A 12,501-nucleotide genomic window follows, 5' to 3' on the forward strand; every position below is an offset into this window, starting at 1 on the left:
CTACCCCCTGAACCGCAGCGCCATGCGCCGGTCATCGCGTTGTATCACCATCTGGATGCGGCGCACCTGCCCCGAGAGCAGCGCCACGAGGGCGGCGGTATCTTCCACCGCCACGCCGTTGATCGAAATGATCACGTCGCCATCGCTGAGCCCCACGCGTGGGCCGAAGCGTCCGGCATCCAGCACCACGACGCCCGTGCTTTCCAAGGGCAAGTTCATCTCGGCAATGACCGCCGGGTTGATCCGCGCCGCTTTGAGCCCGGGCAGCAGGCTGCGCGCGCCCAAGGTGACCTCGGCCCGGTCCGGCACGTCGGGCGCAGAGATGAGGGCCACAGTCACCTCCTGTAGCCGCCCTTCGCGCATGACGCCCACGCGGGCGGAATGGCCCAGACCTGCCACCGACATGCGGTAGATCATCTCGGCGGGCGTGTTCACCGGCTGGTCGTCAACGCTGATGATCACGTCGCCGACCTTCAGCCCCGCGCCGTTGAAGGGGCTGGCGGGATGCAGCCCGGACACGATGATGCCGCCCGGACGGTCCAGCCCCAAAGGCCCCGCCATGTCGGCATCGACCGGCTGGCCCGAAAGCCCTGCCCAAGGGCGCTGGAAAGCGGTCTCCCCGGCGCGGGCCTGTGCGACGAAGGCGGCGACCAGATCGGCGGGAATGGCAAAACCGATGCCGTTGCTGCCGCCCGAGCGGGTCAGGATCGAGGTATTCACCCCGATGAGCCTTCCCCCCATATCGATCAGCGCCCCGCCGGAATTGCCGGGATTGATCGGCGCGTCGGTTTGGATGAAATAGCCCTGCCCGCCGCCTCCTGCCGCGCCCGAGCGCGCCAGCCCGGAGACGATCCCGCTCGAGACGGTCTGGCCCACGCCGAAGGGATTGCCGATGGCCAGCGTCAACTCGCCCACCTCTACCGCGTCGCTGTCGCGCAACTCGAGAAAGGGCAGGCCCTCGGCGCCCTCGAGCTTGAGGATCGCCAGATCGCTGTCGGCGTCACCCAAAAGCACCCGGGCGCTGTACTCGCGCCGGTCGTTCAGCACCACGCGGATATCGGTGGCGGTGCCAACGACATGGTAGTTCGACACCACGATGCCGTCGGCCGAGAGGATCACGCCCGAGCCGAGCGAGTTCTGCACCCGGGGCCGCTCGGAGAAAGGATCGCGGAAGAAACGCTCAAAAAAGGGGTCGGCCTGCAGCGGCGTGCGGCGGGCTTTGGTGATGGTGCGGGCGTAGATGTTGACCACCGCGGGCGCGGCCTGTTTGACCAGCGGCACGAAGCTCAGTTGCAGCTGCGCGGCGGAGCTTGGCACCTGCTGTGCGGCCAGAGGGCCGCAGAGCAGCATCAAGAGCAGGAAAAGGGTTCTCATGCCCCAGATATGCGCAGGGAGTGGGGCCGGTGCAACTGCGTTTTCCGCCAGCCTCCCCCGCAAAAGAAAAGCCCCGCCGAGGGCGGGGCTTTCCAAATAACGATGGCGGGGATCTTATTCCGCCGCTTCTTCCTCGGCCAGACGCGCCTTGTCGGCGGCACCCTTGGCGTCGCGGTCGCGGTCGACGAATTCGATGATCGCCATCGGCGCCATGTCACCATAGCGGAAGCCGGCCTTCAGAACGCGGACGTAGCCACCCTGACGGTCTTTGTAGCGCGGGCCCAGCACGTCGAACAGCTTGGCGACATACTGGTCTTCTTTCAGCTTCGACGCGGCCTGACGGCGGGCGTGCAGGTCGCCGCGCTTGGCGAGGGTGATCATCTTTTCGATGATCGGCTTCAGTTCCTTGGCTTTCGGCAAGGTGGTCTTGATCTGCTCATGCTCGATGAGCGAGCCTGCCATGTTCGAGAACAGCGCCTTGCGGTGTTCATGTGTACGGTTCAGGCGGCGGTATCCACGTGCGTGACGCATTGTCTTACTCCAATCGTGATGCCCTCTACGGGCGGTTTTGCTTTGTCTGGCCCGCGATGCGTGTCACGAGCTCTCCTTGGGGCATGCGCCCGGTCGTAACGGCACCCGATTTCTTTAAAAGAAATCGGCCCCGGAAACTTTGAAAGTTTCCGGGCACCGTATCTTAGAACGAATCCTCGAACTTCTTGGCGAGGTCTTCGATGTTCTCTGGCGGCCAGTCTTCGACGTCCATGCCAAGGTGCAGACCCATGCCCGACAGCACTTCCTTGATCTCGTTCAAGGACTTGCGGCCGAAGTTCGGGGTGCGCAGCATTTCCGCTTCGGTCTTCTGGATCAGGTCGCCGATGTAGACGATGTTGTCGTTCTTCAGGCAGTTCGCCGAACGGACCGAAAGCTCCAGCTCGTCGACCTTCTTCAGCAGCAGCGGGTTGAACTCTAGACCGTCGTCGTCGTCCTGACGCGAGGCGCTTTCCGGCTCGTCGAAGTTGACGAAGATGCCAAGCTGGTCCTGCAGGATGCGCGCGGCGAAGGCCACGGCGTCGTCCGGCGTGATGGAGCCGTCGGTCTCGACCTTCATGGTCAGCTTGTCGTAATCCAGCACCTGCCCCTCGCGGGTCGGCTGCACGTCGTAGGAGACCTTCTTCACAGGCGAATAGATCGCGTCGATCGGGATGAGACCGATGGGCGCGTCTTCCGGCTTGTTCTTGTCGGCGGAGACATAGCCCTTGCCGGTGTTAACGGTCAGCTCCATGTAGACGTCCGCACCATCGTCGAGGTGGCAAATCACATGCTCGCGGTTCAGAATCTCGATGCCGGCGGATTCGGAGATGTCACCGGCGGTGACGACGCCCGGACCCTTGGCGGAGATCGACAGGCGCTTGGGCCCTTCGACTTCCATGCGCAGGCTGACACCCTTGAGGTTCAGGATGATGTCGGTCACGTCTTCGCGCACACCGGCGACGGAGGAAAACTCGTGCAGCACGTTGTCGATCTGCACGGAGGTGATCGCCGCGCCCTGCAGCGAGGACATCAGCACGCGGCGCAGCGCGTTGCCGAGGGTCAGACCGAAGCCCCGCTCCAGCGGTTCGGCCATGACGGTCGCCTGACGTGCGGGGTCGTTGCCCGGCTTGACGTCAAGCTGTTGCGGCTTGATCAATTCAGCCCAATTCTTGTGGATCATGCGTCCCTCCATCCTTGTTTGTGCCTCATGTCCAAATGACACAAACGCTCGAGGTTTCTGAAAAGCGGTATGGGGCCGCACGCAAGGCGCGACCCCATGTAAAACAATCCCGGCTTAAACGCGGCGGCGCTTCGGCGGGCGGCAGCCGTTGTGGGCCATCGGGGTCACATCACGGATCGAGGTGATGTTGAAACCGGCGGCAGCCAGGGCGCGCAGGGCGCTCTCGCGGCCCGAACCGGGGCCCTGCACTTCGACTTCCAGCGTCTTGACGCCGTGATCCTGCGCCTTGCGGCCCGCGTCTTCGGCGGCCATCTGGGCGGCATAGGGGGTCGACTTGCGCGAGCCCTTGAAGCCCATGGTGCCGGCGGACGACCAGGAGATCGCGTTGCCCTGCACGTCCGAGATCAGGATCTTGGTGTTGTTGAAGCTCGAGTTCACATGCGCCACGCCTGCGGCGATGTTCTTGGAGACCTTACGCTTGGTGCGTGTCTTATCGCGTGCCATTGATCGGACCCTCCCTTATTTCTTCTTGCCAGCAATGGCCTTCGCGGGGCCTTTGCGTGTGCGTGCGTTGGTATGGGTGCGCTGGCCGCGAACCGGCAGGTTGCGACGGTGGCGCAGGCCACGGTAGCAGCCGAGGTCCATCAGGCGCTTGATGTTCATCTGCGTGTCACGACGCAGGTCGCCTTCGACGGTGTAGTTGGCGTCGATGTGCTCACGCACGGCCAGAACTTCGGCGTCGGACAGTTCGTTGACCCGGCGGGTCTCGTCGATGCCGACAGCTTCGCAGATGGCCTTGGCGGAGGAGCTGCCAATACCGGTGATATAGGTGAGGGCGATGGGAACCCGCTTTGCAGTCGGGATGTTTACGCCGGCAATACGTGCCACGTTAGCTATTCCTTTTCGTTGCGGGTCCGTGATTCCAGACCCTTTTTTCACAACACAAGCCCGAGGCGGTAAGACCATCGGGCTAAGGCTGATCAGGTGATCTTGCGGGGTTGGGCGAAACCCTTGCCGCAATTTGATTCTCTTACGAGATAGGGGTGACTATGAGGTTTTGTGCAGGGCGTCAAGGCCCGCACAAAACTCTGCGCCGATCGGCAGCGCGAAGACAAAGGAAAGCACCCCCTGCCCCGCGCTGCCGGGAAATCACTTGTCGAGAACCTGCGCAATTGCGCCGCGCACTTCTTCGATCTGGCCCAGACCGTTCACGCCGCTGAGCATGTCTTTGGCATAGTAGTAGCCGATCAGCGGAGAGGTCTGTTTGTAATAGGCCATCAGACGTGTCTTGAGGCTTTCCTCATTGTCGTCCGCGCGGCGCTTGAACTCGGTCCCGCCGCAGTTGGTGCATTTACCATCTTCGGGGATCGGTTTGGTCAGGTCGTTATAAACCTCGCCGCAGCTTGCGCAGGTGGAACGGGCAGTGATGCGCGCGACCAGCGCCTCATCGTCGACCTTCATCTCGATCACAGCGTCGAGGGTCTGGCCCTCTTGCGCCATCAGATCGGCCAGCGCATCGGCCTGCGCCAGCGTGCGGGGGAAGCCGTCAAAGATAAAGCCGCCATGCTCGGCCTTGTCGGTGAGCTTTTCGCGGATCAGACCGATGACGATTTCATCGGTGACGAGCGCGCCGCGGTCCATCACGTCGGCCACGATCTTGCCCATCTCCGTGCCGCTGTCCTTGGCTTCACGCAGCATGTCGCCAGTGGACAGCTGAACCATGTTGCGGGTCTCGACCAGATGACGTGCTTGGGTGCCTTTGCCTGCGCCCGGAGGCCCGAGTAGGATAATATTCATCGACGTACGGGGCTCCGTTTCTTGCGTGTACCTTTGCCTTTGCCCGCGCCCTTGCCGCGCAGCTGAGACTTCTCAAGCAGACCTTCATACTGATGCGCCAGCAGATGGCTCTGAACCTGTTGGATTGTGTCCATGGTGACCGAGACGACAATCAGCACCGATGTGCCACCGAAGTAGAAGGGAATGGCGAACTGACCGCGCAGAATCTCGGGCAGAACACAGACCGCCGCCAGATAGGCCGAGCCGAGGACGAGGATGCGGTTGACCACATACTCCAGATATTCGGCGGTGCGCTTGCCGGGGCGGATGCCGGGCACAAAGCCGTTCTGGTTCTTCAGGTTGTCGGCCACGTCATCGGGTTTGAAGCTGACGTTGAAGGTATAAAAATAGGCGAAGAAGACGATCATGCCCACGAAGAACAGCAGGTAAAGCGGCTGGCCGGGGCCGAAGTTCGCCAAGAGCCAAGACATCACCGGGCTGGTGGAATTGCCCGAGAAGGTGCTGACGGTGACCGGCAGCAGCAGCAGCGAGGAGGCGAAGATCGCCGGGATCACGCCCGCGGGGTTTACCTTCACCGGCAGGTGGCTGGTGCCGCCGTCGTACATCTTCATCCCGACTTGGCGGCGGGGATACTGAATGTGGATCTTGCGCAGCGCGCGCTCCATGAAGACCACGAACATGATCGTCGCGATCACCATGACCAAGACGCCCACGATGACGGCGGGGCTGATGGCGCCCGAACGGCCCGAGGCAAAGAACTGCGCTATGGCGGCGGGAACCTCGGCGATGATGCCCACGAAGATGATCAGCGAAATGCCGTTGCCGATGCCGCGCGCGGTGATCTGCTCACCCAGCCACATCAGGAACATGGTGCCGCCCACGAGGGTAATCATACAGGCAGCGATAAAGCCGAAGCCCATCTGGCCGTCGGCCACGATGTCACCGGCCTGGAGGCTCACGGCAAGGCCATAGGACTGCAAAGTCGCCAGCGCCACGGTGCCGTAGCGTGTGTATTGGTTGATCTTCTTGCGCCCCTGCTCACCCTCTTTCTTGAGCTGTTCCAGCGCAGGCACCATGGAGGTCAGCAGCTGAACGATGATCGAGGCCGAGATATAGGGCATGATGCCCAGAGCGAAGATACCCATCCGGCCAAGCGCGCCGCCGGTGAACATCGACACCATGCCGCCGATGCCTTGGCCCGCGCTCTCCATAAAGTCACGCAGCGCGCCACCGTCGATGCCGGGAACCGGAATGAAGGTGCCAAGGCGGTAAACGATAAGCAGCCCGAGCGTGAACAGAATCCGGTTGCGCAGGTCTGTTGCCTTGCCCAATGCGGACCAGCTCGTGTTCGCGGCCATGTTTTCGACGGCAGATACCATGAGGGGTCTCTTCTTTTGTTGCGAAAACGCCGCCCGGGCCGTTTTCCGGCGGGCGGCGTTCGGGAAAACTTGAGGTTATGTAAGCGGCTGGCGCGCCGCTCACAAGCCTTAAGGCCGCTTTACTCGGATGCCTCGGCCGCCTTGGGGGCGGTCACGGTCACCTTGCCGCCTGCCTTCTCGACCGCCTCGATGGCGGACTTGGAAGCGCCAGCGACGTCCAGGTCGATCTTGGAGGTGATGTCACCCTTGGCCAGAACGCGGATACCGTCCAGCTCACGACGGACCAGACCGGAAGCGACCAGCGCTGCGGCGTCGATGGTGTTACCGGCGTCGAGTTTCTTCGCGTCGATGAATTTCTGGATCAGGCCCAGGTTGACGACAGCGAAGGATTTGCGGTTCGGCTTGTTGAAGCCGCGCTTGGGCAGACGCTGGTAGATGGGCATCTGGCCGCCTTCGTAGCCGTTGATGCTCACACCCGAGCGGGACTTCTGACCCTTGATACCACGGCCACCCATTTTACCCTTGCCAGAGCCGGGACCACGGCCAACGCGCATACGCTTCTTGGCTGCGCCTTCGTTGTCGGAAAGTTCGTGCAGTTTCATGTCGCTTCTCCTTATGCCGGAAATGGCCCCCAGCGACGGGAGTGGCCAAACGCGGCGTTGCGATTCCATTGCGACCCAACATGGGCCACCGGGGGCGTATAGGGGATGGCGGGGGGCGTGACAAGGGGGGCATGGCGCCTAGGGCTTTTTGCGCCGCCACGAGGGTCAGCGCCTGTCCGTGGGGGAGTCGATCTTAACGGCTATCCGACCCACTTCATGGTACAGCGAAAGTGTACTCTATCAGGGTCGTGCCCACCCCCACCAAATCGCCAGCCTGCCGGTACGCGCAGCCGATGGCCCGGCGCCTTAGGCTTGTTTCCGGGCCTGCGGCCCCACGAAACGCCCCACCCTGCCCCACAACGCAAAACGCCCCGCAGTTCCCTGCGAGGCGCTCTCGTAGGATGGTCCCCCACCCTATCGCTGAACCCTAAGTTCAGCCTTTCTCTTCAACGATCTCGACCATATGCGAGACCTTGTTGATCATGCCGCGCACGGAAGGAGTATCTTCCAACTCACGGGTGCGACCCATTTTGTTGAGGCCGAGGCCGACCAGCGTTGCGCGCTGTTTGGCGGGGCGGCGGATCGGCGAACCGACCTGCTTGATTACGAGTGTCTTGGCCATGCTTATGCCTCCTCAGCCACTTGAGCGGAGGACTCTACGTTGTCTTCACGCTTGGGCAGAATGTCAGCCACTTTCTTGCCGCGACGCTGCGCGACGGAACGGGGCGATTGCTCTTTCTTCAGACCGTCCAAAGTGGCGCGGATCATGTTGTAGGGGTTCTGCGAACCGACCGATTTGGACACAACGTCTTTCACGCCCAGCATCTCGAACACGGCACGCATCGGACCACCGGCGATGATACCGGTACCTTCAGGTGCTGTGCGCATGATGACGCGGCCAGCGCCGTGGCGACCATGCATATCGTGGTGCAGGGTGCGGCCTTCGCGCAGTTGAACGCGGATCATCTGACGCTTGGCTTGCTCGGTCGCCTTGCGGATGGCCTCGGGTACTTCTTTCGCTTTACCCTTACCAAAGCCGACGCGGCCTTTCTGATCGCCCACGACCACGAGTGCGGCGAAGCCGAAACGCTTACCACCCTTAACGGTCTTGGACACGCGGTTGATCGCGACCAGACGGTCAGCGAATTCCGGGGTCTCGTCGCGTTGGTTGCGGCGGTTGCCCCCACGGTTGTCATCTCTTGCCATCTGGCATCTTCCTTTTTCTATGGCCTTACCGGCCCTTAGGATCAATCCTGGTGAGCCCAAGGCCCCCGGATCATCGAGAGGGCCTTCCCGGCCCTCTTCGCAGGAGAGCTATGCACGGGGCATAGCCTTCGTATGAAAGCGGGTGCGTGGTTGCCCACGCACCGCACAATCAGATCTTCAAACCGCCTTCACGCGCGGCTTCGGCAAGAGCCTTCACCTTGCCGTGGAAGAGGAAGCCGCCACGGTCGAAGTATGCTTCTTCGACGCCAGCTTTCTTGGCACGTTCGGCAATCGCGGCACCGACTTTCGTCGCTGCTTCGATGTTGTTTTTGCCAACCACGCCCAGATCCTTCTCCATGGAGGAGGCGGAGGCCAGTGTCACGCCGTTCACATCGTCGATCAGCTGGGCCGAGATGTTCTTGGACGAACGGTGTACCGACAGGCGAAGACGCCCGGCGTTGACTTTGCGGAGTTTGTTCCGAACGCGCATGCGGCGCTTCAGGAACAGCTGTCGTTTGGTATTTGCCATCAATCCGTTCCTTACTTCTTCTTGCCTTCTTTGCGGAAGATGAACTCGCCCTTATAGCGGATGCCTTTGCCCTTATAGGGCTCGGGCTTGCGCCATGCGCGGATGTTCGCGGCAACCTGACCAACGAGCTGTTCGTCGATGCCTTCCACAACGATTTCGGTCTGCTTGGGTGCCGTCACGGTCACGCCCTCGGGCGCAACGTAGTCGACATCGTGGCTCAAGCCGAGGTTCAGTTTCAGCGTGTTGCCGTTCATGGCCGCACGATAACCAACACCCTGGATTTCAAGCTCTTTCTTGAAGCCCGTGGTGACGCCGGTCACCAGGTTTTCGATCATGGTGCGGGACATGCCCCACTGCTGACGGGCGCGCTTGGACTTGCCGCGCGGTGTCACAGTGATTGCGTTGTCTTCGACCGCGAGGCTCACGTCATCAGTGGCACGGAAGCTGCGGGTGCCCTTGGGGCCCTTCACTTCGATGGTCTGACCGCTCACCTCTGCCGAGACACCCGAAGGCATAGCGACTGGTTTCTTACCGATACGAGACATTGTCTTCTCCTTAGAATACGGTGCAGAGCACTTCGCCGCCAACATTGGCAGACCGTGCAGATGCGTCCGACATCACACCTTTGGAGGTGGAGACAATCGACACACCGAGGCCCTGACGGACGACGGGAATGTCATTGACGGCCATGTAGACGCGGCGACCGGGCTTGGAAACCCGCTTCAGCTCGCGAATAACAGGTTCGCCTTCGTAGTACTTGAGGCTGATCTCGATGGCGGGGTGGCCATCGGCGCCCGTGACTTTTTCGTAGCCGCGGATGTAGCCTTCGTCGGCCAGCACGTCCAGAACCCATGCACGCAGCTTGGAAGCCGGTGTCATGACGGTGGATTTGCCGCGCAGCGAAGAGTTACGGATGCGTGTCAGCATATCTGCGATAGGATCGTTCATCTGATGCGCTCCTTACCAGCTCGACTTGACCATGCCGGGAATCTGGCCGGAAGAGCCAAGGTCCCGCAGCGCGATCCGCGAAATTTTCAGTTTACGATAGTAGGCGTGCGGGCGGCCCGTCAGCTGGCAACGGTTGTGCAGACGCACAGCAGAGCTGTTGCGCGGCAGTTTCGCCAGTTTCAGGGAAGCGCGGAAACGCTCTTCCATCGGTTTGCTTTCGTCGCTCACGATCTCTTTCAGAGCCGCGCGCTTGTCAGCGTACTTCTTAACCAGTGCTTCGCGCTTCTTCTCGCGCTCAATCATGGATTTCTTAGCCATTTCTAATCCTTCCCGCGCTTATGAATTGAAGGGCATGTTGAATGCTTTCAACAGCGCCTTGGCTTCAGCGTCGGTTTTCGCCGTGGTGGCGATCACGATGTCCAGACCCCAAGTCTCGTCAACTTTGTCGAAGTCGATTTCGGGGAACACGATATGCTCTTTCAAGCCCATGGCGTAGTTGCCACGGCCGTCGAAGCTTTTGCCCGAGATGCCGCGGAAGTCGCGGATACGGGGCATTGCGATCGTGATCAGACGGTCAAGGAATTCGTACATACGGTCGCCACGCAGGGTCACTTTCGCACCCAAGGGCATGTCCTCGCGCACGCGGAAACCAGCGATGGATTTCTTGGCCACGGTTGTCAGAGCCTTCTGGCCTGCAATCGCGGTCAGGTCTTCCTGAGCCGACTTGGCTTTTTTGCTGTCGCGCACGGCTTCGGCACCGCAGCCGATGTTCAGAACGATCTTGTCCAGCTTGGGGATCATCATGTCGTTCTTGTAGCCGAATTCCTCTTTCAGGGCGGCGCGGATCTTCTCGCGGTATTCGGCCTGAAGGCGGGGTGTGTAGGTTGCGGTATCAAGCATCGATCACGTCCCCCGTGGTCTTGGCAAAGCGCACTTTCTTGTCGCCTTCGATTTTGAAACCCACGCGGGTGGCTTTGCCATTGGCATCCACCAGTGCGAGGTTGCTCAGGTCGATCGGCATCGCCTTGGGGATGCGGCCGCCTTGAGATGTCTGTGTCTGGCGCGTGGCGCGGATGGCGATTTTCACGCCGTCAACGATGGCCTTGTTCGACTTGGGGTCCACGGACGAGATGGTGCCCGTCTTGCCTTTGTCCTTGCCGGACAGGACGATGACCTTGTCACCTTTGCGAAGTTTAGCAGCCATGATTACAGCACCTCCGGAGCGAGCGAGATGATTTTCATGAAGTTCTTCGCGCGCAGCTCACGAACGACCGGCCCGAAGATACGGGTGCCGACCGGCTCGTTGTTGTTATTCAGGATAACAGCGGCGTTGCGGTCAAAGCGGATGGCGGTGCCATCTTCACGACGAACTTCCTTGGCGGTGCGAACGACGACGGCCTTGCGGACGTCGCCCTTTTTCACACGACCACGCGGGATGGCTTCCTTGACCGACACGACGATGATGTCGCCGACGGACGCGTACTTACGCTTGGAACCACCCAGGACCTTGATGCACTGAACACGGCGCGCGCCGCTGTTGTCAGCAACATCCAGGTTGGTCTGCATCTGGATCATTTGGTTTCTCCCGACCTTCTGGGGGGCGATGCGGCCCTCATCCCAGGGTTTCGTTTAAGGGGCTCAGGCCTCGGCTTTGTCCGAAGTCAGAACTTCCCAACGTTTGGTTTTCGACTTGGGGGCACATTCGATGATGCGCACAGTGTCGCCCACCTTGAACGTGTTGTTCTCATCGTGAGCCCGGTACTTCTTGGACTTACGGATGGTCTTTTTCAGAACCGGATGCGTAAAGCGGCGCTCTACGGAAACGGAAACTGTTTGTGCGTTGGCGTCCGATGTCACGGTGCCTGTAAGGATACGCTTGGGCATGTTTCAGGCTCCTATTATTCGGCTGCCGCAGCAGCGGCTTTCTGGTTCAGCACGGTGTGGACACGGGCCACGTCACGCTTAACAGTCTTCAGACGTGCGGAGTTCTCCAGCTGGCCGGTGGCCTGCTGGAAACGCAAGTTGAAGGATTCTTTTTTCAGGTTCACAAGCTCGTCGCGGAGCTGGTCCGGCGTCTTGTCGTGCAGTTCGCTGGCTTTCACGGCCTCTTCCTTTCAACATCACCAGTAGGCCCCTGTCAGGGTGACCATGATTCTGGTGGAGTTCATGATGAAAGGTGCCAATACGCGTTGAGGTCGCACATGGCAACCCCCGTTGGCCCGCATCTGCGCTTTTGGCGCAAATAGGCTGGCGATGGGGGTATGTTCGGCGTAAGGAGGAGCCATGTCAAACATCAAATCGCTTTTCGCCACCCGCCTCTATCATGCCGCCCTGTCGGACCATGGCAAGCCTATCGACACCGATGAACTGGCCGCCTCTTGCTTCTCGATTGCCGAGGATGATGAGGCCGGTCAGGACTGGTGCGAAGAGAATGGCTATGCGGGCTACACCTCTTATGCCTCGCTGGCTGACCTGCCCTACCGCTTTCCAATCTTTAAGGATTTGGTCAAATCGCTCGACAAACATGTCGCGGCCTTTGCCAAGGATCTCGAATTCGATCTTGGTGAGCGTAAATTGGTGCTCGACTCGCTTTGGCTGAACATCCTGCCCGAAGGCGGCATCCATACCTCGCATATCCACCCGCATTCGGTGATCTCGGGCACGACCTATGTGACCATGCCCGAGGGCGCCAGTGCGATCCGTTTCGAAGACCCGCGCCTGCCGATGATGATGGCCGCGCCGGGCCGGATGAAGGACGCGCGCGAGGAACTGCGACCCTTCATCTACGTCGCGCCCGAAGCCGGGGACGTGCTGCTGTGGGAAAGCTGGCTGAGGCACGAGGTGCCGATGAACATGATTGAGGAAGATCGGGTTTCGGTGAGTTTTAACTACAATTGGGCGTAAAAGACTGAGGGGCATCGCCTGCCCGCGGGTGGGCGATCCAACGGTGCCTCG

20 protein-coding genes are annotated in these 12,501 nt (G+C 60.8%); 1 reads left to right on the plus strand and 19 read right to left on the minus strand.

The genetic code is table 11. The features are described from left to right. The 19 genes from ACGYLQ_RS10530 to rpmC form a co-directional block, all read right to left on the minus strand. On the minus strand, nucleotides 1-1,374 hold the full coding sequence (locus tag ACGYLQ_RS10530) for a trypsin-like peptidase domain-containing protein (RefSeq protein ID WP_394442859.1): 1,374 nt from the start codon (nucleotides 1,372-1,374) through the stop codon (nucleotides 1-3). Nucleotides 1,375-1,488: 114 nt separating this feature from the next. Further along, entirely contained in the window at nucleotides 1,489-1,905 is a 417-nt protein-coding gene (gene rplQ, locus ACGYLQ_RS10535; RefSeq protein WP_067263154.1) for a 50S ribosomal protein L17, read from the minus strand. Nucleotides 1,906-2,068: 163 nt separating this feature from the next. Then, nucleotides 2,069-3,085 (minus strand): DNA-directed RNA polymerase subunit alpha, encoded by a 1,017-nt coding sequence (locus ACGYLQ_RS10540; protein ID WP_007118862.1) that lies wholly within the window; start codon nucleotides 3,083-3,085, stop codon nucleotides 2,069-2,071. Nucleotides 3,086-3,199: 114 nt separating this feature from the next. Next, complete coding sequence (rpsK, locus tag ACGYLQ_RS10545) at nucleotides 3,200-3,589, minus strand: 30S ribosomal protein S11 (protein WP_067263152.1); 390 nt, start codon at nucleotides 3,587-3,589, stop codon at nucleotides 3,200-3,202. 15 nt (nucleotides 3,590-3,604) lie between these two features. Further along, on the minus strand, nucleotides 3,605-3,973 hold the full coding sequence (gene rpsM, locus ACGYLQ_RS10550; protein ID WP_067263150.1) for a 30S ribosomal protein S13: 369 nt from the start codon (nucleotides 3,971-3,973) through the stop codon (nucleotides 3,605-3,607). Between the two features lie 261 nt (nucleotides 3,974-4,234). Further along, nucleotides 4,235-4,882, minus strand: a complete 648-nt coding sequence (locus ACGYLQ_RS10555; protein WP_271688297.1) for an adenylate kinase — start codon at nucleotides 4,880-4,882, stop codon at nucleotides 4,235-4,237. After that, nucleotides 4,879-6,261 carry a preprotein translocase subunit SecY gene (secY, locus tag ACGYLQ_RS10560; RefSeq protein ID WP_209218380.1) on the minus strand — a complete coding sequence of 461 codons (1,383 nt, stop codon included), beginning with the start codon at nucleotides 6,259-6,261 and terminating at the stop codon, nucleotides 4,879-4,881. The genes ACGYLQ_RS10555 and secY overlap by 4 nt, the downstream gene beginning before the upstream one ends. Before the next feature lie 119 nt (nucleotides 6,262-6,380). After that, a complete protein-coding gene (gene rplO, locus ACGYLQ_RS10565) occupies nucleotides 6,381-6,863 on the minus strand; it encodes a 50S ribosomal protein L15 (protein WP_394442862.1) in 483 nt (160 codons plus the stop codon). Nucleotides 6,864-7,296: 433 nt separating this feature from the next. After that, a complete protein-coding gene (gene rpmD / locus ACGYLQ_RS10570; protein ID WP_067267994.1) occupies nucleotides 7,297-7,485 on the minus strand; it encodes a 50S ribosomal protein L30 in 189 nt (62 codons plus the stop codon). Between the two features lie 2 nt (nucleotides 7,486-7,487). Further along, nucleotides 7,488-8,069, minus strand: coding sequence for a 30S ribosomal protein S5 (gene rpsE / locus ACGYLQ_RS10575; protein ID WP_067267992.1), 582 nt, complete (start codon nucleotides 8,067-8,069; stop codon nucleotides 7,488-7,490). A 169-nt stretch (nucleotides 8,070-8,238) separates the two neighbouring features. Next, entirely contained in the window at nucleotides 8,239-8,598 is a 360-nt protein-coding gene (rplR, locus tag ACGYLQ_RS10580; RefSeq protein WP_067267990.1) for a 50S ribosomal protein L18, read from the minus strand. Between the two features lie 11 nt (nucleotides 8,599-8,609). Then, nucleotides 8,610-9,143 carry a 50S ribosomal protein L6 gene (gene rplF / locus ACGYLQ_RS10585; protein WP_067267988.1) on the minus strand — a complete coding sequence of 178 codons (534 nt, stop codon included), beginning with the start codon at nucleotides 9,141-9,143 and terminating at the stop codon, nucleotides 8,610-8,612. 10 nt (nucleotides 9,144-9,153) lie between these two features. Further along, nucleotides 9,154-9,546: a 30S ribosomal protein S8 gene (gene rpsH, locus ACGYLQ_RS10590; protein ID WP_067267987.1), complete on the minus strand. Its 393-nt coding sequence runs from the start codon at nucleotides 9,544-9,546 to the stop codon at nucleotides 9,154-9,156. A gap of 12 nt (nucleotides 9,547-9,558) precedes the next feature. Beyond that, on the minus strand, nucleotides 9,559-9,864 hold the full coding sequence (gene rpsN, locus ACGYLQ_RS10595; RefSeq protein WP_136720403.1) for a 30S ribosomal protein S14: 306 nt from the start codon (nucleotides 9,862-9,864) through the stop codon (nucleotides 9,559-9,561). A gap of 18 nt (nucleotides 9,865-9,882) precedes the next feature. Continuing rightward, complete coding sequence (rplE, locus tag ACGYLQ_RS10600) at nucleotides 9,883-10,446, minus strand: 50S ribosomal protein L5 (protein WP_394442865.1); 564 nt, start codon at nucleotides 10,444-10,446, stop codon at nucleotides 9,883-9,885. Next, nucleotides 10,439-10,750, minus strand: a complete 312-nt coding sequence (gene rplX, locus ACGYLQ_RS10605) for a 50S ribosomal protein L24 (protein ID WP_067267981.1) — start codon at nucleotides 10,748-10,750, stop codon at nucleotides 10,439-10,441. Before rplX ends, rplE begins: the two co-directional genes overlap by 8 nt. Before the next feature lie 2 nt (nucleotides 10,751-10,752). Next, nucleotides 10,753-11,121 carry a 50S ribosomal protein L14 gene (rplN, locus tag ACGYLQ_RS10610; protein ID WP_005621870.1) on the minus strand — a complete coding sequence of 123 codons (369 nt, stop codon included), beginning with the start codon at nucleotides 11,119-11,121 and terminating at the stop codon, nucleotides 10,753-10,755. 63 nt (nucleotides 11,122-11,184) lie between these two features. Then, the gene (gene rpsQ / locus ACGYLQ_RS10615) at nucleotides 11,185-11,430 is read right to left on the minus strand and encodes a 30S ribosomal protein S17 (RefSeq protein ID WP_067267977.1); all 246 of its coding nucleotides are present in this window, start codon (nucleotides 11,428-11,430) and stop codon (nucleotides 11,185-11,187) included. A gap of 14 nt (nucleotides 11,431-11,444) precedes the next feature. Then, complete coding sequence (gene rpmC, locus ACGYLQ_RS10620; protein WP_209218384.1) at nucleotides 11,445-11,648, minus strand: 50S ribosomal protein L29; 204 nt, start codon at nucleotides 11,646-11,648, stop codon at nucleotides 11,445-11,447. A gap of 181 nt (nucleotides 11,649-11,829) precedes the next feature. On the opposite strand from rpmC, the gene ACGYLQ_RS10625 reads away from it, so the two are divergent. Next, nucleotides 11,830-12,450 (plus strand): TIGR02466 family protein, encoded by a 621-nt coding sequence (locus tag ACGYLQ_RS10625; RefSeq protein WP_394442868.1) that lies wholly within the window; start codon nucleotides 11,830-11,832, stop codon nucleotides 12,448-12,450. Nucleotides 12,451-12,501 lie beyond the last annotated feature (51 nt).

Source organism: Sulfitobacter sp. 1A12779 (assembly GCF_043557315.1).
In the GTDB taxonomy this organism is placed as follows: Bacteria; Pseudomonadota; Alphaproteobacteria; order Rhodobacterales; family Rhodobacteraceae; genus Sulfitobacter; species Sulfitobacter faviae.

Coding starts and splice junctions, on each gene's coding strand:
- rplQ (WP_067263154.1), bottom strand. CDS start 1,905: ATGCGTCACGCACGTGGATACCGCCGCCTGAACCGTACACATGAACAC.
- rpsE (WP_067267992.1), bottom strand. CDS start 8,069: ATGGCAAGAGATGACAACCGTGGGGGCAACCGCCGCAACCAACGCGAC.
- ACGYLQ_RS10555 (WP_271688297.1), bottom strand. CDS start 4,882: ATGAATATTATCCTACTCGGGCCTCCGGGCGCAGGCAAAGGCACCCAA.
- rplO (WP_394442862.1), bottom strand. CDS start 6,863: ATGAAACTGCACGAACTTTCCGACAACGAAGGCGCAGCCAAGAAGCGT.
- ACGYLQ_RS10530 (WP_394442859.1), bottom strand. CDS start 1,374: ATGAGAACCCTTTTCCTGCTCTTGATGCTGCTCTGCGGCCCTCTGGCC.
- rpsQ (WP_067267977.1), bottom strand. CDS start 11,430: ATGCCCAAGCGTATCCTTACAGGCACCGTGACATCGGACGCCAACGCA.
- rpsK (WP_067263152.1), bottom strand. CDS start 3,589: ATGGCACGCGATAAGACACGCACCAAGCGTAAGGTCTCCAAGAACATC.
- rplE (WP_394442865.1), bottom strand. CDS start 10,446: ATGCTTGATACCGCAACCTACACACCCCGCCTTCAGGCCGAATACCGC.
- rpsN (WP_136720403.1), bottom strand. CDS start 9,864: ATGGCTAAGAAATCCATGATTGAGCGCGAGAAGAAGCGCGAAGCACTG.
- rplX (WP_067267981.1), bottom strand. CDS start 10,750: ATGGCTGCTAAACTTCGCAAAGGTGACAAGGTCATCGTCCTGTCCGGC.
- ACGYLQ_RS10540 (WP_007118862.1), bottom strand. CDS start 3,085: ATGATCCACAAGAATTGGGCTGAATTGATCAAGCCGCAACAGCTTGAC.
- secY (WP_209218380.1), bottom strand. CDS start 6,261: ATGGTATCTGCCGTCGAAAACATGGCCGCGAACACGAGCTGGTCCGCA.
- rpmD (WP_067267994.1), bottom strand. CDS start 7,485: ATGGCCAAGACACTCGTAATCAAGCAGGTCGGTTCGCCGATCCGCCGC.
- rpsH (WP_067267987.1), bottom strand. CDS start 9,546: ATGAACGATCCTATCGCAGATATGCTGACACGCATCCGTAACTCTTCG.
- ACGYLQ_RS10625 (WP_394442868.1), top strand. CDS start 11,830: ATGTCAAACATCAAATCGCTTTTCGCCACCCGCCTCTATCATGCCGCC.
- rplF (WP_067267988.1), bottom strand. CDS start 9,143: ATGTCTCGTATCGGTAAGAAACCAGTCGCTATGCCTTCGGGTGTCTCG.
- rplR (WP_067267990.1), bottom strand. CDS start 8,598: ATGGCAAATACCAAACGACAGCTGTTCCTGAAGCGCCGCATGCGCGTT.
- rplN (WP_005621870.1), bottom strand. CDS start 11,121: ATGATCCAGATGCAGACCAACCTGGATGTTGCTGACAACAGCGGCGCG.